Here is an 18,365-nt window from a genome sequence, read left to right as displayed (position 1 = left end):
CTCTGGGGTGATTATTGCGCAAAAGGTTTGAAATTTTTTCGGGTGTTGCTTTAAGCCATATATCGCAGCATCGCCCGTAAAATCTTCTCCAGCTTGGCCGCGCCCAGTGGTGCCATCGCCTTGGTATGCTCATGGCTGATGTTTTCATCCGACAGACCCGCCGCCATATTGGTGATGGTTGAGATCGCCGCAACCTTTAGCCCCAAGAACCGCGCCAAAATAACCTCGGGCACCGTGCTCATCCCAACGGCATCGCCGCCTAAAATCTTAATTGCGCGAATTTCGGCAGGGGTTTCAAAGCTGGGGCCGGAGTACCACGCATAAACGCCCTCGGGCAGGGGGATGCCTTGGGTCACGGCTGCCGCTGTAAGCGCCGCCCGCAACGCAGGGTCATGCGCGTCTTTCATCGGCACAAACCGCGCATCGGTTTTCTCACCGATCAGCGGATTCAGGCCGGAGAAGTTGATGTGATCGGACAGTAGCATCAAATCGCCGGGCTGAATATCCGACCGCAGCGACCCCGCCGCATTGGTCGCGATCAGGGCCTTGGCCCCCAGCGCGCGCAGCACCTCTAATGGCAGGCGCATCGCCGCCGGATCGCCGCTTTCATAGTAATGCGCCCGTCCGCCAAAAACGGCCACGCGCACGCCCTCTAGATCGCCAATTACCAAATTCGGGTTGTGCCCCGATACGCCCGCATGGGGAAATCCGGGCAGGTCGGTATAGGGAATGGCCACGCCATCCACCGCGCCCGCCAAATGCCCAAGGCCCGACCCAAGGATCAGCCCCATCTGCACCGGCGCATCGCCCGCCTTTTCGCGGATCAGCGCCGAAAGGTCATTAACGTTCTTTGACATAGGGTTCCCCGCCTGCGCGTGGTGGCCGCGCCTTGCCGATAAAGCCGGCGAGGATAACCACGGTGATGATATACGGCAGCGCCTGCACGAACTGCGATGGGATCGCGATCGGCCCCAACTCGATCGTGGGGAAACGGTTGCCGACGGCCTCAAGAAAGCCAAACAGCATCGTCGCGCCCAGTGCATACCACGGCCGCCATTTCGCAAAGATCAACGCCGCCAGCGCGATGAACCCGCGCCCTGCCGTCATTTCCTTGCCAAAACCGGCCGCCAGCCCTAGGGCCAGATAGGCCCCCGCAAGCCCGCACAGCACGCCGCAAATCGCCACTGCGCTATAGCGGATGCCGATAACTGAGATGCCCGCCGTATCAACCGCCGCCGGATTTTCACCCACGGCCCGCAGCCGCAATCCAAAGCGCGTACGGTACAACAGCCAAGCCGAGGCCGGGACACAGGCAAACCCCAGATAAACCAGCGCCGAATGGCCAGAAATTAGTTCAGCATAGATCGGGCCAATAAACGGAAGTGGCGCAATGGCATCGGCAAAGGGCAGGGTGATCGTTTCAAACCGTCCATCACCCGTTAGTGGCGGCGTGCGCCCCCCAAGTCCAAACCACTTTTGCCCCAGCAGCACAGTCAGCCCCGAGGCCAGAAAGTTAATCGCCACGCCCGAAATCAACTGGTTGCCACGGAACGTAATCGCCGCCAGCCCGTGAATGCCCGACAGCAGCAATGACGCAAATATCCCCGCTAAAACGCCCAGCCAAACCGAGCCGGTTACCGCCGCAACCGAGGCTGACAGGAAAGCTGCAGCCAACATCTTGCCTTCCAGCCCGATGTCAAACACGCCCGCGCGTTCGGAAAACAGGCCCGCAAGGCAGGCAAACAGCAACGGTGTGGCCAGCCGAACGGTACTGTCCAAAATCTGAATAAGGGTCGCGAAATCCATTACGCCTTCCCCTTTTGCAGCATTAAGAACAAGCTTTCCACCGGCTTGCGCACCATATTATCCATCGCACCCGTGAACAAAATCACCAGCGCCTGGATAACGATAATCAGCTCGCGCGGGATCGTCGTCCAGAGCGCCAGTTCCGCCCCGCCTTGGTACAAAAAGCCAAACAAAATGGCCGCCAGCAGCACACCAACCGGATGGCTGCGGCCCATAAGCGCCACGGCAATTCCGATAAACCCGGCCCCTTCGACCGAGTTAAGCAGCAGGCGCTGCGCCTCGCCCATCACGGTGTTAATCGCCATCATCCCCGACAACCCGCCCGAGATCAGCATTGCATACATCGTGATACGTACAGGGTTTATGCCTGCGTAAACGCTGGCTTTTTCCGATTTACCAAAGGCGCGCAACTGATAGCCCAAGCGCGTGCGCCACATCAAAAACCACACACCCACACAGGCGACAAGCGCAATCAGCAGGCTAATATTGGCGGGGTTGCGGTTGTTGAATGGAATGCCAACCAGCCCCAAAATGTCACCCAAACGCGGCAGCTTTAGCGACGGGTCAAACCGTGCCGAAGCGGTGTCCATCGCGCCCATTGGCCGCAGCACAGTGACCAAAACATAGATCATCAGGGCCGAAGCGATATAGTTGAACATGATCGTGGTAATTACCACATGGCTGCCGCGTTTGGCCTGCAAATAGGCCGGAATGGCCGCCCATGCCGCGCCAAACAGCGCCGCCATCACCGAGGCGCCAATCAGCGCCAGCGACCAATGCGGCCACGGCACGAACAGGCAGGCAAGGGCCACGCCAAGGCCGCCAAGGCTCGCTTGCCCCTCACCGCCGATATTGAACAATCCAGCCTGAAACGCGACCGAAACCGCCAGCCCGGTAAAGATAAAATTGGTCGAGTAATACAGCGTATAGCCCCAGCCATAGGTTGACCCCAAAGCCCCCGTGACCATCAGTTTCATAGCGGCGACAGGGTCTTCGCCAATCGCCAAAATCACGAGGCCCGAGATCACAAACGCGATCACCAAGCTGATAAGTGGCACCAAGACCGCATCGGCCCATTTCGGCATTGCGGTCATTTTACTACTCCTGCCATCAACAGGCCCAATTCGCGTTCATCCGTGGTTTCGGGGTCGCGCTCGCCCATAATCTGGCCATCAAACATAACGGCAATCCGGTCGGACAGGCTCATAATCTCATCCAATTCGACCGAGACCAGCAACACCGCTTTGCCCGCATCGCGCAGGGCGATGATCTGTTTGTGAATAAATTCGATCGCGCCAATATCCACGCCGCGCGTGGGCTGGCCCACCAGCAGCAGGTCTGGGTTGCGGTCCATCTCGCGGGCCACGACGATCTTTTGCTGGTTTCCTCCCGAGAAACTTTTAGCCGCCAAAGTCGGGATTGGCGGGCGCACGTCATACCGTTCCATCTTGGAAACTGTGTCGGCGCGGATGGCGTCATTATCCATCAGTAGGGCCGATTTTTGGTATTCCGGCGCGTGGTGATAGCCAAAGGCCACATTTTCCCACGCGGTAAAATCCATAATCAAACCAAGGTGCTGGCGGTCTTCTGGCACATGTGCAATGCCACGCGCACGGCGGCTTTGGCCATCGGCGGCTGCGGTCAACGCGATCTCTTGGCCGTTCATCCGCACGGTGCCGGTGCCGCGGGCAATGCCGCCCAATACTTCCAACAGTTCGGATTGGCCATTGCCGGCAACGCCCGCAATTCCCAAAATCTCACCCGCGCGGATGGTCAGCGACACGCCTTTCAGACGTTCGACCCCAAGTTCATCACGCACTCGCAGGTTTTCCACCTCAAGCACCATGTCGCCGGGCGTCGCTGGTTTTTTCTCAACATGCAGAAGCACCTTGCGGCCCACCATCAGCTCGGCCAATTCCTCAGGGCTGCTCTCAACGGTTTTCACCGTTGCCGTCATCTGCCCGCGCCGCATTACAGACACGGTATCGGTGATTTCCATAATCTCACGCAGTTTATGGGTGATCAGGATCACGGTTTTACCCTGATCGCGCAACCCGTTCAAAATACGGAACAATTGGTCGGCTTCGGCAGGGGTAAGCACGCCCGTCGGCTCATCCAAAATCAAAATATCGGCTTGGCGGTAGAGCGCTTTTAAAATCTCAACCCGCTGCTGGTGGCCGACCGACAGGTCCTCGACCACCGCATCAGGGTCAACATCCAGTTCATACTCGCGCGCCAGATCGGTCAGGGATTTGCGCGCGGATGCCATGGCCCCACGCAGCATCGCCCCACCTTCGGCGCCTAAAATCACGTTTTCCAAAACGGTAAAGTTCTGGACCAGCTTGAAATGCTGAAACACCATCCCGATGCCCGCGCGAATGGCGCTTTGGCTATCCGGGATCGGGGTCAGATTGCCCGAGATATAAATCTCGCCAGCATCAGCTTTGTAGAACCCGTAAAGGATCGACATCAACGTGGATTTACCGGCCCCGTTTTCGCCGATAATGCCGTGGATGGACCCTTTGGCAACTTGGATAGAGATGTCTTTATTGGCCTGCACCGGACCAAAAGATTTGGAAATTCCGCGCAGCTCGATAGCCAGCGGGGCTGCTGCTGGGGCGGCAGTTTCCTGCCGCCCCAAAGTATCATTGCCCGTCATTTAGAACGAAAGCGCAGGGCAGGTTTCATCTGACATATAGTCGTGCACTTTCAACGTGCCCGAAGCGATCAGCTTGCCTGCCTTTTCCAGCTGGTCCTGCATCGCAGGCGAGAGCAGGTCTTTGTTGTTGTCGTCCACAGCATAGCCAACGCCGCCAGCTGCAAAGTCCATCACGCTGATGCCGGGCGCCATTTCGGTGCCTGCTTTAAAGATGTCATAAACGGCGTTATCAACGCGTTTTGTCATCGAGGTCAGCACTTTACCTGGGTGCAGATAGTTCTGGTTGCTGTCAACGCCGATCGACAGAATGCCTTCATCCGCAGCGGCCTGAAGCACACCAAGACCGGTGCCACCAGCCGCGGCATAGATCACATCAGCGCCTTGGGATTTTTGCGCCTTGGCCAATTCGCCACCCTTAACCGGGTCATTCCATGCAGCAGGGGTGCTGCCGGTCATGTTGGCGATCACTTTTGCATCTGGGTTCACGGCCATAACACCTTGGGCATAGCCACAAGCGAATTTACGGATCAGCGGAATATCCATGCCGCCAACGAAACCAACGGTGCCGGTTTTCGATGCCATCGCAGCGGCCATACCGACGAGGTATGAGCCTTGCTCTTCGGTAAAGACCACCGATTTCACGTTTGGCTGGTCAACGACCATGTCGATGATCGCAAATTTGGTGTCTGGGAAGTCTGGCGCAACTTGGTTCAACACGTCACCAAAGGCAAAGCCGGTCATGACAACAGGGTTCGCGCCCGATTCAGCCAAACGGCGCAGGGCCTGCTCACGCTGGGCTTCGGATTGCATTTCAAGCTCTTTGTAGGAACCGCCGGTTTCTTTGGCCCAACGTTGCGCGCCTTCATAGGCGGCCTCGTTAAAGGATTTGTCGAACTTGCCGCCAAGGTCAAAGATTAGCGCAGGATCAGCGGCTGCCATACCGGCAGTCAGCGCGATCGTCGCAGTCGCAGCTGCGAAATGTTTCATGAGGCTCATACTATCGTCTCCCGATTGCTTTTTTTGCCACCGCAAGAATCCCCCCGTTGGGGGTGGTGGTGCGTATGCAAATTAGGGCGGTTTTGGCCATAAGGGTCAATAGGTATTTCGAAGTTCCCGCGCGGGTTTCGGCCATTTGGTCAAGTTTTAGCCGATATTGCCGTGCTGACCCAACGTTAACTGTTGGGCAAAAGCGATTTGGTCATAATCAGGGCATCCAGACGTTTGTGATCGGGCGCCTCGAAATACTCGCGCCTGCGCCCACCCACCGTGTAACCCAGTGAAAGATAAAGGCCTATTGCCGCCGCATTGTCCTCGGCCACTTCAAGAAACGCGGTTTCGGCGGCGTTCTGTTCGGCCTTGCGTGCGAAATCCAGCATAAGCTGGCGGGCGATCCCTTGCCTGCGCCATTCGGGGGCTACGGCAAGGGTTAAAACCTCGGCCTCACCTGCGATTGCGCGGCCTAAGATAAACCCTTTTGGGCTGCCGATAAGGAACACGCCGGCCATGTCCAAAAGGCCCGTGAACGCGTCGGCCGACCACGGGCGCGGCGTGGTAAAGGCCTGTTTGTGCAGCGTGGCAAGGTCCGTTGGCGTCACGAAAGCGGGTCCAGAATGACCGGCGGCGGGTCGCTGGGAGGGGCTGCATCGGCGGCGCGCAGGTAAAACGGCGCAGGTGGGGATGGGTTTTGCGCCGCGCGTGTGGCCCCGATGATCGCAATCGCACGTACCCGCGCTATTGGATCGGGGCGCAGCACGGTGCGGTCCGTTTCGGGCCAATCGCCGATCAGTTGGCGCTTGGGTTCGGGCCAGAAACCGGCAACATCAGGATGCGCCTCGCGCATCTCTGTGCTGGGGCTGCCACCGTCAAACTCTTGTAAATACAGGGCCCCGCGCGACGACGGGGTCGCCACGCAAATCGCCCCTTCGCCGTACTGCGCAAGGGCCTCTGGCCCCGTCACACCCACCGCAGGCACACCAAGCCCAAGGGCCAGACCGCGTGCGGCGGCCACCGAAATCCGGATGCCGGTAAAGTTTCCAGGCCCTACGCCTACCGCAATCGCACCCAAATCACGCCAAGTGAGCCTTGCTTTGACCAGCATTTCTTCGATCAACGGCATCAAGCGTTCGGCTTGGCCTTTGGCCATTTCCTCACGTGCCTCGGCGATGATTTTGCCATGCAATAGCAAAGCGGCCGCGCAATGCGCGGCCGATGTGTCAAAGGCCAAAAGGGGCGTGTCGTCCGAAAAAGCTTTAGGCGGCAACGGGCCGAACCTCCAGCACCTCGGGGATGTAATGGCGCAACAGGTTCTCAATCCCCATTTTTAACGTAAGCGTTGACGATGGGCAACCGGCACAGGCACCCTGCATATGCAGGTAAACAATACCGCGGTCAAAGCCGTGGAACGTGATGTCGCCGCCATCTTGGGCCACTGCAGGGCGCACGCGCGTATCCAACAATTCTTTGATTTGCGCAACAATATCGCCATCTTCGCCGGTGTGTTCGGCATGGCCCGAGGCGGCTTGTTCGCCCTCAATCACGGCGGCACCCGATTGGTAATGCTCCATAATCGCGCCCAAGATTGCAGGCTTGATATGGTCCCACTCGGCGCTCTCGGCCTTGGTGACGGTCACGAAATCATTGCCAAAGAACACGCCTGCCACGTCACCCACCGCAAAAATGCGTTTGGCGAGCGGCGATTTGCCTGCCGCATCCGCATTCGGAAAATCGGCAGTGCCCATATCCAGCACAGTCTGGCCGGGCAAAAATTTCAACGTAGCGGGGTTCGGCGTAGATTCTGTCTGGATGAACATTTTATATCTCCGACTGTTCTACTCGGATATGCGCCTGCAGGCCCGATAAGTCAAGGTTTGGAATGGTTCTAAACCTAGCTGCCGCGATAGGTTGAATAGGCGAAGGGCGAGATCAGCAGCGGCACATGGTAATGGGCGCTCGCATCCGGCACACCAAATCGAATCGGGATTTCATCCAAAAATAGCACATCCCCCTGTGCCTGCCCGCTGGCGCGCAGATAAGAGCCTGCAGAAAATACCAACTCATAGCTGCCAACGGTCAGCGCCGCGCCCAACAGCATCGGTGCATCCGTGCGGCCGTCAGCATTTGTCACCGTCTCGGCCAGCTTTTCATGCCCCGCTGCCGTAACCCGAAATAGCGTGATTTTCACCCCTGCTGCAGGCTTGCCCAAGGCTGTATCCAGAACATGGGTCGTCAATTTTCCGCCGCTCATTTTTCTCTCCATGTGCAAAACTTGGCACAAGTTTGCCTGATATGTGCGCAATGTGCGACCTTCATCTTACAGGGAAAGTCCTTTCGGTTTTATTTGTTAATCCTGTCCCGCTATTCGTAATATACAAGGCAACAGTCGATAAGGGGCTTTTTGTGAACAGATATCCGCGCAACATGACCGGCTATGGCCAAAACCCGCCAAATGCGGCTTGGCCCAACGGTGCCAAAATCGCCATTTCGCTGGTTTTGAACTATGAAGAGGGCGGCGAAAACAACGTGTTGCACAATGATGCCGCGTCCGAGGCGTTTTTGTCCGACATCGCGGGGGCAGCCCCTTGGCCGGGAAAACGTCATTGGAACATGGAATCGCTGTATGAATACGGCGCGCGCGCGGGGTTTTGGCGTCTGCACCGGCTGTTCACCACGCGCGATATTCCTGTTACGATTTACGGCGTTGCCACCGCTTTGGCCCGCAACCCTGAACAAGTCGCCGCGATGAAATCGGCAGGCTGGGAAATCGCCAGCCACGGTTTGAAATGGGTCGAACACCGCGACATGCCCGAGGCTGAGGAGCGCGCCGCCATCGCCGAGGCCGTGCGCCTGCACACCGAAGTTGTGGGCACCCGTCCGCGCGGCTGGTACACGGGCCGCTGTTCCGAAAACACCGTGCGCTTGGTGAGCGAGGAGGGCGGTTTCGACTGGATTTCAGACACCTACGACGACGACTTGCCCTATTGGATCGAGGTGGGCGAACGCGACCAACTCATCATCCCCTACACGCTCGAGGCAAACGATATGCGGTTCGCTACTGCCCCCGGCTACATTGAGGGCGAGCAGTTTTTCCAATACCTTAAAGACAGTTTCGATGTGCTTTATGCCGAAGGGCAGGCGGGTGCGGCCAAGATGTTCTCGATCGGCCTTCATTGCCGTCTGATTGGCCGTCCCGGAAAAATTGCTGGCCTGATGCGCTTTCTCGACTACGCCGCAAGCCATGAAGGTGTGTGGTTTCCGCGCCGTATGGATATCGCCGCCCATTGGGCCGCGACCCAGCCGCATCAGCGCGTTGATCGCCCCAGCCTGATGGATGAGGCGGGCTTCACCGCCAAATTCGGCTCTATCTTTGAACACTCGCCTTGGATCGCCCGCCGCGCCCACGCGCTTGAACTTGGTCCCGCGCATGACAGCGCCATCGGCCTACACAATGCGCTGGCCCGCATGTTCCGCTCGGCCAGCCATGCCGAGCGTCTCGGCGTGCTGACCGCCCACCCCGACCTTGCAGGCAAACTGGCCGCCGCCAAGCGCCTGACGGCCGAAAGCACGGCCGAACAGGCCAGCGCCGCGCTGGATGCTCTGACGGATGCCGAGCGTGCAGAGTTCGAGAGCCTCAACACCGCCTACGTGGCCAAACACAGCTTTCCCTTCATCATCGCCGTGCGTGACAATACCAAAGACAGCATCCTTGCCGCCTTTAAAACCCGCCTGAACAACGACACCACAACCGAATTCACTACCGCCTGCGCCCAAGTTGAACGTATTGCGGAATTGCGCCTAAAGGATATGCTGCCATGACCAGCTATTACGCCCCCAAAGGCGGCCTGCCTCCGCAAACCCAACTGATGACGGGCCGCGCGGTGTTCACTGATGCCTATGCGTTCATCCCCAAGGGCGTGTTTTCCGACATCGTCACCAGCTACCTGCCCGGTTGGGATAAAACCCGCCTTTGGCTGATCGCCCGCCCGATGACCGGCTTTTCCGAAACCTTTAGCCAATATGTGATGGAGGTCGCCCCCGGTGGCGGCTCGGACACCCCTGAAAACGACGCAGGCGCACAGTCGGTGCTGTTCCTGACAGAAGGTGAGGTCTGGCTGTCCATTGATGGCACCGAGCATGATCTCGGCCCCGGCGGCTATGCCTACATCCCCGCAGGCAGTAAATGGCGGCTGAAAAACGCGCATAAAACCCCAGCCCGCTTTCACTGGATCCGCAAACTCTATGAACCCGCAGCCGGTATCCCCGCGCCCCGCGCCTTTGTGACCAGCGACAAGGATGTGAAGCCGACGCCAATGCCCGACACAAACGGCGCTTGGGCCACTACCCGCTTTGTCGATACGACCGACCTGTCCCACGACATGCACGTCACCATCGTGACATTCCAACCCGGTGGCGTGATCCCGTTTGAAGAAACCCACGTCATGGAACATGGCCTTTACGTGCTGGAAGGCAAGGCCGTCTATAAACTCAACCAAGACTGGGTTGAGGTTGAGGCTGGCGATTTCATGTGGCTCCGCGCCTTTTGCCCCCAAGCTTGCTATGCCGCAGGCCCCGGCCCATTCCGCTACCTTCTTTACAAAGACGTCAATCGCCACGCCAACCTGCGCGGCCCCCTAAACCCGCGCTGAACTCATCATCTTGGCAAAAATACCTCTCGGGGGGCCGGGGGTGTGAAACCCCCGGCTATCAGCCACCAACAAACCGGTATACATGACGCGCAACATCGAAACTGAACCGCTAACGGCATCCGCCTTCGCCCCCTTCGGCGATGTGCTCGACGCGTCCGGTAGCCCAGATAAGATCATCAACCAAGGTCTCTGCGGCCGCTTTCATGATCGCGCCAAGCTCGATTTCGGCGATGCCAATTTCGATGAGGCTCGCGCCGGTATTTCCATCTTTCAGGCGCAACCCCGCAGCTTGCCCTACATCCTTGATCTGGTGGAACGACACCCCGAGGGCTCGCAGGCCTTCATTCCGATGTCGCAGCACCCGTTTCTTGTGATTGTCACCACCGACCCAGCAGCCACGCCCCGCGCTTTCCTGACGAACGGCGCGCAAGGCATCAACCTGCATCGCGGCATCTGGCATGGCGTGCTGACGCCGTTGCACGCCCCCGGCCTTTTTGCCGTGGTCGATCGCATTGGCCCCACGCCCAACCTCGAAGAACACAACTTTTCCCAGCCTTGGACCATCTACCCCCAAGGCCACTCCCCCGCAAAGGCAGAAAAGGGATAACCCGCCCTTTGCGATGACGGACGGGCCATGTGCGATAGGGGCGCATCTGGCTTGAAATGATAACCCCGGACAGAGAGGACGTAACGTGACCGATCAAGTGAAACCGGTAGACGAAATTCTACCCACCCCCCAGCTGTTTACGCTGGGGCTTCAGCATGTGCTGGTGATGTATGCGGGCGCGATTGCCGTGCCGCTGATCATCGGCCGCGTGCTGAAACTCGAACCCCAAGATGTTGCCTTCCTGATCTCTGCCGACCTGTTTGTCTGCGGCATCGTGACCATCATTCAATCGCTTGGCGTGACCCGCTATTTCGGCGTGCAAATGCCTGTGATGATGGGCGTGACCTTTGCATCCGTAGGCCCGATGATCGCGATCGGCCTGTCCAACCCTGGCTATGACGGCGCGCGTATGATCTTTGGTTCGATCATCGGTGCGGGCATTATTGCCATGCTCATCGCGCCATTGGTGTCAAAAATGCTGCGGTTTTTCCCGCCAGTTGTGACCGGCACCATCATTCTGGTCATCGGTGTCAGTTTGATGCGGATCGGCATCAACTGGATCTTTGGCCTGCCACTTGGCCCAACCGCGCCCAAAACAGTCAGCCCCGAGCATGTTGAATGGTTGAAGCAAATCACTGATCTGGCAGCCGCCACTGGTTCCAGCTTGCCAGCCATCCCCAAAGGTTTGGGCCTTGCGCCATCTATCAATAACCCGGCCTATGCGTCGCTGCCGAATATGGCGATCTCGGCTGTGGTTTTGGTCGCCATTCTGGCCTTTGCCAAATACGGCAAAGGCTTTGTCGCCAATATCGCGGTGCTTTTGGGCATTGTGGTTGGTGGCGTGTTGGCGGCGGTTTTGGGCATGATGCATTTCGACAAAGTCGGAAATGCAGAATGGTTCGCGCTGATCAAGCCGTTCCACTTTGGCATGCCGATCTTTGATCCGGTGATGATTATCACCATGGTTCTGGTGATGATTGTTGTGATGATCGAATCTACCGGCATGTTCCTTGCGCTGGGCGATATGACCGGCCGTAAAATAACCCAGCCGCGCCTTGCCGCTGGTCTGCGGACCGATGGATTGGGCACGCTGATCGGTGGTATTTTCAACACCTTCCCCTATACCAGTTTTTCGCAAAACGTAGGTCTTGTGGGCGTGACGGGTATCAAAAGCCGCTATATCGCGGTTGCCGGTGGCGCGATTTTGATCGTCCTCGGCCTTATCCCCAAAATGGCGGCCTTGGTTGAGGCGCTGCCAACAGCCGTGCTTGGCGGTGCTGGTCTGGTCATGTTCGGCATGGTTGCGGCCACGGGTATCCGCATTCTGGCCAGCGGCGTTGATTTCGCCAATAACCGGTTCAACCTGTTCATCGTCGCCGTCTCGCTTGGCTTTGGGATGATCCCGCTGATCGCGCCCGATTTCAAAATGTGGTTGCCCCATGCGATCCACCCGCTGATCGAAAGCGGCATTTTACTGACCACGATTTCGGCGGTGCTGCTGAACCTGTTCTTTAATGGCGCCAAAGGTACCGAAGAAGAGCTGCGCAAAGCTGCAGCGCAAGCCGACCACTGATCACTAATTCTAAACACTATAAACGGGGGGCCTCGGCCCCTCGTTTTGCATTTCGGCGGCGGGGTGGCGGGGCAAAGGTTGGACTGTGCCGTGTAAAATCGCCCAAGGGGGGCGTGGTTCGTCCTTGGATGCGGCTGCAAGACTGGCCATCTGTGGGGGGGGTGAATTCAGGTCAGGCCCAATGGCGCAAGGCGTAAATTGCAAGGATGCCTGCGGCCATGGTCAGCGGTAGGCTGCGGCTGACCACAGCCACGGCCAGCGCGATTGCTGCCGCGATCCATTCATTCACGCCGCCGTGCATCAATTGCAGTGTCACCAGTGCCGTGATCAACGTACCCGGCAGAGCCTTTAGTCCGCGCGTCCAAGGGCCGGTTTGGGGCAGTGCCGCACCAAGGTAATAGCCACCTAAGCGGATGATTAGGTTGGCAATGCCAAGGCCTATGATGACGGCGGTGAAGGGCAGGGCGTCAGACATGTTTGCCCCCGATTGCGGCGGTTATTGCGCCGGTGATACCGCCGATGACAAGGGCCCATGAGGGCTCAAGCGGGGTGAGGGTAAGGCCCGCGACGGTGCCCGCGGCGATGGCCCAAGGTAGCAAATCGCGTTTGCCACCCCACATGCCACGCAAGATGGCGATGAATGCGGCAGTAAAGGCAAAATCGATGCCCAAGGCGCGGGGGGCGGGCAGGGCGCTTGCAAAGCTGTAGCCTGCAAGGGTCGAGGCCAGCCAAAACACCCACATGCCTGCGCCCGCGCCGACCAGATACCAATAGCTGGTAGGGCGGCCTTTGGCGCGGGCGGCATGAAACAGCGCCCAGCTTTCATCCGTCGTCATATGCACGCCAAGGATTTTTTGCCACAGCGGGCGGTCGGCCAAAACATCGCGCAATGAGGCCGTCATCAGCAGGATGCGCAGGTTCAGGGCGATGCCCGCGATAAGCGCCGTCAACGCACCAGCCCCCGCCGCAAGACGCTCAACCACAATGAACTGCGCCGAGCCAGAGAAAACGAGGCCCCCCATCAGGCCGGTTTGCAAGCCCGACATGCCAGCTTGGGCCGCGAGCAAGCCAAAGGCGGTGCCATAAAGGGCGGCGCCAAGTGCAAGGGGCACAATATCACGAAGGCCGGATTTAAAGGGGTACATGGGTTTGGCCTGTTATATTGGTTGTATGGTTGATATATTGAACGATAACTTACGTCAAGCCGAACGATTGGTTTATATAATGAACAAAGCCGTATCACCGAATGATCTGATTGCCGAGGCTGTGCAGCGCGAACGACTGCGCGCGGGGCTAAGCCTGTCTGCGCTAGCCGAGGCTGCGGGTGTGGCAAAATCAACCCTTTCGCAACTAGAGGCGCGCAAGGGCAACCCGAGCATCGAGACGCTATGGGCGATTGCAGCCGCGCTGGGCGTGCCATTCGCGCAGTTCTTTGAGGTATCAGCGCCGGATGTAGTGGTCATCCGCGCGGGCGAAGGCGATGCTGTCGCGGCCGAAACCTCGGGCGACGTGGTGGTGTTGCTGGCGAATTGCCCGCTGGGGGTGCGGCGTGATTTGTACCGCATGGCCTTGATGCAAGGCGCAGGGCGGCGGGCGGCGGCGCATCCGGCTGGCACGGTGGAACACGCGTTTGTCTGTGCGGGCCGTGTACGGATTGGGCCAGAGGCACGTGTGATTGAGGCAGGGCCGGGCGATTATTACCGCTATCCCGCCGATGGGCCACATTGGTATGAGGCGCTGGGCGGCGATGCGTTGGTCTTGGTAGTAATGGAAAGCCCGCGATAAGTGCATCCTGCTGCTGGCTTTGGGCGCTGGCTTGGGGTAAATGGGCGTAAGTTTATTCGAAAAGGGCGCCCCAATGGCCAGACATCTGATCACCTCTGCAATTCCTTATATCAACGGAATCAAGCATTTGGGAAACCTTGTGGGCAGTCAGCTGCCTGCTGATCTGTATGCGCGGTACCTGCGGGCACGCGGCCATGAGGTGCTGTTTCTCTGCGCCACCGATGAACACGGCACCCCAGCCGAGCTGGCAGCGGCCAAAGCGGGCAAGCCGGTGGGCGACTATTGCACCGAGATGCACGCCGTTCAGGCCGAAATTGCGCGCGGCTTTGCCCTGTCGTTTGATCATTTCGGGCGCTCGTCCAGTGCGGAAAACAAGGTGCTGACGCAGCATTTCGCCAAGCAACTGGCCAGCGAAGGCTTGATCCGCGAAGTCACGGAAAAGCAGATGTATTCGGTCGCCGATGGCCGCTTTTTGCCAGATCGCTATATTGAGGGCACGTGCCCGAACTGCGGGTTTGAGTCGGCACGCGGCGACCAATGCGACAATTGCACCAAACAGCTGGACCCGGTGGATCTGATTAACCCGCGCTCTACCGTTTCGGGGTCGACTGATCTGGAGTTGCGAGAGACCAAGCACCTGTATCTAAAGCAATCCGACATGCGCCAAAAGCTGCAAGACTGGATTGACAGCAAGCATGACTGGCCGGTTTTGACCACATCGATTGCCAAGAAATGGCTGAACGATGGCGACGGTTTGCAAGACCGCGGCATCACCCGCGACCTGAAATGGGGCGTGCCTGCGCAGTTTGAGGGTGCCCCTTGGGCGGGCATGGACGGCAAAGTTTTCTACGTCTGGTTTGACGCGCCGATCGAATATATCGCCTGCGCGCAAGAATGGGCGGCGGCCACGGGCGGCGATTGGGAACGCTGGTGGCGCACCGATAAAGGCGCGGATGACGTGACCTATACCCAATTTATGGGCAAAGATAACGTTCCATTCCATACGCTTAGCTTTCCGGCTACGATACTTGGGTCAAATGAGCCGTGGAAGCTGGTCGATTATATCAAGTCGTTCAACTACCTGAATTATGATGGCGGCCAGTTCTCTACCTCGCGCGGTCGCGGTGTGTTTATGGACCAAGCGCTGTCGCTGTTGCCCGCCGATTACTGGCGCTGGTGGTTGCTGTCGCACGCGCCCGAAAGCTCGGATGCCGAGTTTACATGGGAGAATTTCCAGCAGTCCGCCAATAAGGATTTGGCAGATGTGTTGGGCAACCTTGTGTCGCGCGTCACCAAATTCTGTCGGTCAAAATTTGGCGAGGCCGTGCCCGAAGGCGGCACATGGGGGCCAACTGAGGACGCGCTAATTGCCGAGATTGAGGGCCGTCTGCGCGCCTATGAAGGCTTTATGGAATCGATGGATGTGCGCAAAGCCGCGATTGAGCTGCGCAGCATTTGGGTCGCAGGCAACGAATACCTGCAAGCCTCGGCCCCGTGGACCGTGGTGAAAACCGACCCTGAACAGGCCGCCGCACAGATCCGCCTCGCGCTTAACCTGATCCGCGTTTATGCGGTTATTTCGCAACCGTTTATCCCAACGGCGGCAGGTTCGATGATGGCGGGCATGAAGACGGATGATTGGTCATGGCCAACCGATCTGCGCGCGGCGCTGAACGCGCTGCCCGTGGGCCATGTGTTCGAAGTGCCTGAAGTCCTGTTCCGCAAAATCACCGATGATGAACGGGTGGACTGGCAAGAGCGGTTTGCAGGCGTGCGGGGCTAACGCCCCGAATGAAATCATTGGCTGCGCGTTTAAGGCTTCAGGGCGCGCGGCCATTCACATGTTCGGCCAGCTGATTTGCCAGCCTATCCAGCGCCGCATCGCCCAAATCATCGACAGCAAACGTCTCGACCCCATGCTCTAACCTTGCACGATGCCGAGCATAGCGGGGGTCGTAATGTTCAGCCATCAGGCTTGCGGCGAGGGGTTCAAATGCGCCTGATGCGGCCAGCACTTGCCACGTGTCGATTTGCTCGGCAGAGTGGCCGCTTCTCAGCAGGTCAATCACGCCCGCCAGCCGTGCAGTGTCGGCGACCAGATCCGCGTAGGCGGTGACCAGATAGCGCGCACGGGCCGTCACTGGGGCCACCACTTCGAGCCGCTTTGCTGCTGCCATCGCTTTCCACAGCATCGGCGGCAGCCGGCAATTGCCAACCTTCGAGCTTTCGGCCTCGACCACCACCACGCGTGTGGGGTCTAGCTGGCTGATCGCGCCTGCCAAGGCGGATTCGAATGCTTTTTGGCTGGGCTGCCCGCCCGGCATTGCACCAAACAGACTGCCACGATGATGCGCAAGCCCTTCCAGATCAAGCACTTGAACGCCCCGCGCCACCAGCCGGTGCAGCAATTCGGTTTTCGCCGATCCTGTGTTGCCATCCAGCAAAATCACAGGGCAGGGAAAAGGCTGGTCATAAAGCGCCTGCACCACCAAACCGCGATAGGCCTTGTAGCCGCCCGAAACCAGGTCCACCCGCCAGCCGATTTGGGCAAGGATCGAGGCAAAAGACCCCGAGCGCTGCCCCCCGCGCCAGCAATAGACCAGCGGCTGCCAGCCCCCCGGCTTGTCGGCCAGCGGCCCTTGCAAATGCTTTGCCGCATTGGCCGCAACCAGTGCGGCGCCGATTTTACGGGCGCGAAACGGGCTGTCTTGTTTGTAAATCGTGCCGACTTCGGCGCGCTGTGCATCATCCAAAACGGGCAGGTTGATCGCGCCGGGAATATGGTCTTCGGCAAATTCAGCAGGGCTGCGAACATCAATGATGTCGTCAAAGCCAAGCCGGGCCAGTTGCGCAAAAGATGTCAGGGTCAATGCCATAAGCATAGGCATAGCGCATGGCGGGGCGGGCGCAATGGAATTGTTTGCCAGAGTGGGGTTGGGCATGAAGCACGCGTTTGCACTTTGCGCGCCGCCCCATCCCTAAAACAGCGATCAAACGGGCGAAAACCTTAAGTGACCCTTAACATCATCTTGGCAAAAATACCTCCGCCGGAGGCATCCGCCGCCAGCACAAACCCCGTCAGAAGCCCGCTTCACACCGCGCCAGCAACGCGTCCATCATCGCCTCGCAGCGCTGCAATTGGGCAATTTCGATAAATTCATCCGGCATATGGCCCTGTGCCATCGCGCCTGGCCCACAGACCACCGTGGGCAGGCCCAAACGCTGCGCAAACATCCCGCCCTCGGTGCCATAGGCCACCTTAACATGCGCGTTGCCGCCGGTCAGTTTTTTGATAAATGTCACGACATCCGCATCTGCATCGGTCCCTAATCCGGGATAATCCCACAGCCGCTCAATCGTAATTGACGCTTCGGGGAAATCACCGCGCAAGGGGGCCACAACGGCCTCGGAAATGGCCTCTAATCGCGCAATCAACGCCAGCGGGTCATCCTCGGCCAGCGAGCGGATCTCCATATCAATCACGCAAGTATGTGCGACTACATTCACCTGTACACCGCCGCTGATCTTGCCCATGTGCAGCGTGGTATAGGGTACGTCATACTCGGCATCAAAGGGGCCCGCGTTCGCGATTTCGGCTTGTAACGTCCGCACACCAGCCCCAAAATCCATCGCCATATGGATCGCGTTCAGCGCCAAGGGCGCCAGTGACGAATGCCCCGAACGGCCGGTACAGGTGATCCGCAGGGCGACCTTGCCTTTGTGGCCAGTCGCGGCTTCCATGCTCGTCGGTTCGCCCACGATGCACAGGCGCGGCGGCACGGGCCAGTCGGCAATCGCGTCGATCATCGACCCCACGCCACGGCACCCGATTTCTTCGTCATAAGACAGCGCCAAAATCAGTGGCACCTGCAAATCGCGCTTGGCCGCAGCCAACATGCACGCAATCGCACAGGCATCAAAGCCTTTCATATCGGTCGTCCCGCGCCCGTACAGGCGGCTGCCTTCCTGCGTCACCTCAAAGGCGGGGCGCGTCCAAGCTTGCCCCTCGACCGGTACCACATCGACATGGCCCGAAAGGATTACCCCCGGCACATCGGCAGGCCCCACGCGTGCCCATAGATTGGCCTTCTCACCAGTCTCATCCATGATCAGCGTGCTGGGTATTCCCGCCTCGGCCAGTAGCCCCTCTACAAAGCGCATGAGCGGCAGGTTGGTCATATGGCTGACGGTCTCAAACGCGATCAGACGGTCAAGGATGGCACGCATGTCCATGGAAAAACTCCGGTTCTTTCCAGCCTATCATAGTGTAAGGGGGCACCCTGTGGCACCCCC

At 58.7% G+C, this 18,365-nt stretch carries 19 protein-coding genes; 6 read left to right on the top strand and 13 right to left on the bottom strand.

Translation table 11 applies throughout. The features are described 5' to 3' along the window. Window positions 1–50 precede the first annotated feature (50 nt). From ACEN2J_RS05330 to uraH, 9 genes are all read right to left on the bottom strand, one after another. On the bottom strand, window positions 51–857 hold the full coding sequence (locus ACEN2J_RS05330) for a purine-nucleoside phosphorylase (RefSeq protein WP_442103888.1): 807 nt from the start codon (window positions 855–857) through the stop codon (window positions 51–53). Continuing rightward, the gene (locus tag ACEN2J_RS05325) at window positions 841–1,806 is read right to left on the bottom strand and encodes an ABC transporter permease (protein WP_442103886.1); all 966 of its coding nucleotides are present in this window, start codon (window positions 1,804–1,806) and stop codon (window positions 841–843) included. The genes ACEN2J_RS05330 and ACEN2J_RS05325 overlap by 17 nt, the downstream gene beginning before the upstream one ends. Further along, on the bottom strand, window positions 1,806–2,900 hold the full coding sequence (locus ACEN2J_RS05320; protein WP_442103885.1) for an ABC transporter permease: 1,095 nt from the start codon (window positions 2,898–2,900) through the stop codon (window positions 1,806–1,808). Before ACEN2J_RS05320 ends, ACEN2J_RS05325 begins: the two co-directional genes overlap by 1 nt. Further along, window positions 2,897–4,465 (bottom strand): ABC transporter ATP-binding protein, encoded by a 1,569-nt coding sequence (locus ACEN2J_RS05315; protein ID WP_442103883.1) that lies wholly within the window; start codon window positions 4,463–4,465, stop codon window positions 2,897–2,899. The genes ACEN2J_RS05320 and ACEN2J_RS05315 overlap by 4 nt, the downstream gene beginning before the upstream one ends. After that, window positions 4,466–5,461, bottom strand: a complete 996-nt coding sequence (locus tag ACEN2J_RS05310; protein ID WP_442103882.1) for a BMP family lipoprotein — start codon at window positions 5,459–5,461, stop codon at window positions 4,466–4,468. It lies immediately after the preceding gene. 176 nt (window positions 5,462–5,637) lie between these two features. Beyond that, window positions 5,638–6,060, bottom strand: a complete 423-nt coding sequence (locus ACEN2J_RS05305) for a GNAT family N-acetyltransferase (protein ID WP_442103880.1) — start codon at window positions 6,058–6,060, stop codon at window positions 5,638–5,640. Continuing rightward, window positions 6,057–6,725 (bottom strand): tRNA (adenosine(37)-N6)-threonylcarbamoyltransferase complex dimerization subunit type 1 TsaB, encoded by a 669-nt coding sequence (gene tsaB / locus ACEN2J_RS05300; protein WP_442103878.1) that lies wholly within the window; start codon window positions 6,723–6,725, stop codon window positions 6,057–6,059. The genes ACEN2J_RS05305 and tsaB overlap by 4 nt, the downstream gene beginning before the upstream one ends. After that, window positions 6,715–7,275 carry a NifU family protein gene (locus ACEN2J_RS05295; RefSeq protein WP_442103877.1) on the bottom strand — a complete coding sequence of 187 codons (561 nt, stop codon included), beginning with the start codon at window positions 7,273–7,275 and terminating at the stop codon, window positions 6,715–6,717. The genes tsaB and ACEN2J_RS05295 overlap by 11 nt, the downstream gene beginning before the upstream one ends. 74 nt (window positions 7,276–7,349) lie before the next feature. Then, window positions 7,350–7,709: a hydroxyisourate hydrolase gene (gene uraH / locus ACEN2J_RS05290; protein WP_442103876.1), complete on the bottom strand. Its 360-nt coding sequence runs from the start codon at window positions 7,707–7,709 to the stop codon at window positions 7,350–7,352. A 152-nt stretch (window positions 7,710–7,861) separates the two neighbouring features. On the opposite strand from uraH, the gene puuE reads away from it, so the two are divergent. From puuE to ACEN2J_RS05270, 4 genes are all read left to right on the top strand, one after another. Next, complete coding sequence (puuE, locus tag ACEN2J_RS05285) at window positions 7,862–9,277, top strand: allantoinase PuuE (protein WP_442103875.1); 1,416 nt, start codon at window positions 7,862–7,864, stop codon at window positions 9,275–9,277. Then, complete coding sequence (locus tag ACEN2J_RS05280; RefSeq protein ID WP_442103874.1) at window positions 9,274–10,107, top strand: bifunctional allantoicase/(S)-ureidoglycine aminohydrolase; 834 nt, start codon at window positions 9,274–9,276, stop codon at window positions 10,105–10,107. Before puuE ends, ACEN2J_RS05280 begins: the two co-directional genes overlap by 4 nt. An 82-nt stretch (window positions 10,108–10,189) precedes the next feature. Then, complete coding sequence (locus tag ACEN2J_RS05275; protein WP_442103872.1) at window positions 10,190–10,714, top strand: ureidoglycolate lyase; 525 nt, start codon at window positions 10,190–10,192, stop codon at window positions 10,712–10,714. An 85-nt stretch (window positions 10,715–10,799) separates the two neighbouring features. Then, entirely contained in the window at window positions 10,800–12,287 is a 1,488-nt protein-coding gene (locus tag ACEN2J_RS05270; protein ID WP_442103871.1) for a nucleobase:cation symporter-2 family protein, read from the top strand. A 172-nt stretch (window positions 12,288–12,459) separates the two neighbouring features. On the opposite strand, the gene ACEN2J_RS05265 is transcribed toward ACEN2J_RS05270, so the two are convergent. Further along, window positions 12,460–12,762, bottom strand: coding sequence for an AzlD family protein (locus tag ACEN2J_RS05265; RefSeq protein WP_442103870.1), 303 nt, complete (start codon window positions 12,760–12,762; stop codon window positions 12,460–12,462). Next, complete coding sequence (locus ACEN2J_RS05260; RefSeq protein ID WP_442103868.1) at window positions 12,755–13,432, bottom strand: AzlC family ABC transporter permease; 678 nt, start codon at window positions 13,430–13,432, stop codon at window positions 12,755–12,757. Before ACEN2J_RS05260 ends, ACEN2J_RS05265 begins: the two co-directional genes overlap by 8 nt. A gap of 79 nt (window positions 13,433–13,511) precedes the next feature. Here ACEN2J_RS05260 and ACEN2J_RS05255 point away from each other — a divergent pair, with 79 nt between their 5' ends. Beyond that, on the top strand, window positions 13,512–14,072 hold the full coding sequence (locus ACEN2J_RS05255) for a helix-turn-helix domain-containing protein (RefSeq protein WP_442103866.1): 561 nt from the start codon (window positions 13,512–13,514) through the stop codon (window positions 14,070–14,072). Between the two features lie 73 nt (window positions 14,073–14,145). Further along, a complete protein-coding gene (gene metG, locus ACEN2J_RS05250; protein WP_442103865.1) occupies window positions 14,146–15,855 on the top strand; it encodes a methionine--tRNA ligase in 1,710 nt (569 codons plus the stop codon). Window positions 15,856–15,892: 37 nt separating this feature from the next. On the opposite strand, the gene mnmH is transcribed toward metG, so the two are convergent. Then, window positions 15,893–16,948 carry a tRNA 2-selenouridine(34) synthase MnmH gene (gene mnmH, locus ACEN2J_RS05245; protein WP_442103864.1) on the bottom strand — a complete coding sequence of 352 codons (1,056 nt, stop codon included), beginning with the start codon at window positions 16,946–16,948 and terminating at the stop codon, window positions 15,893–15,895. A gap of 202 nt (window positions 16,949–17,150) precedes the next feature. After that, window positions 17,151–18,305, bottom strand: coding sequence for an acetylornithine deacetylase (argE, locus tag ACEN2J_RS05240; RefSeq protein ID WP_442103862.1), 1,155 nt, complete (start codon window positions 18,303–18,305; stop codon window positions 17,151–17,153). Between the last annotated feature and the right edge of the window lie 60 nt (window positions 18,306–18,365).

Source organism: Pseudorhodobacter sp. W20_MBD10_FR17, from assembly GCF_052119765.1.
Classification (GTDB): Bacteria; Pseudomonadota; Alphaproteobacteria; order Rhodobacterales; family Rhodobacteraceae; genus Pseudorhodobacter.
The sequence above is the reverse complement of the archived record's forward strand: the minus strand, read 5'-3'. Positions and strand labels throughout refer to the sequence as shown.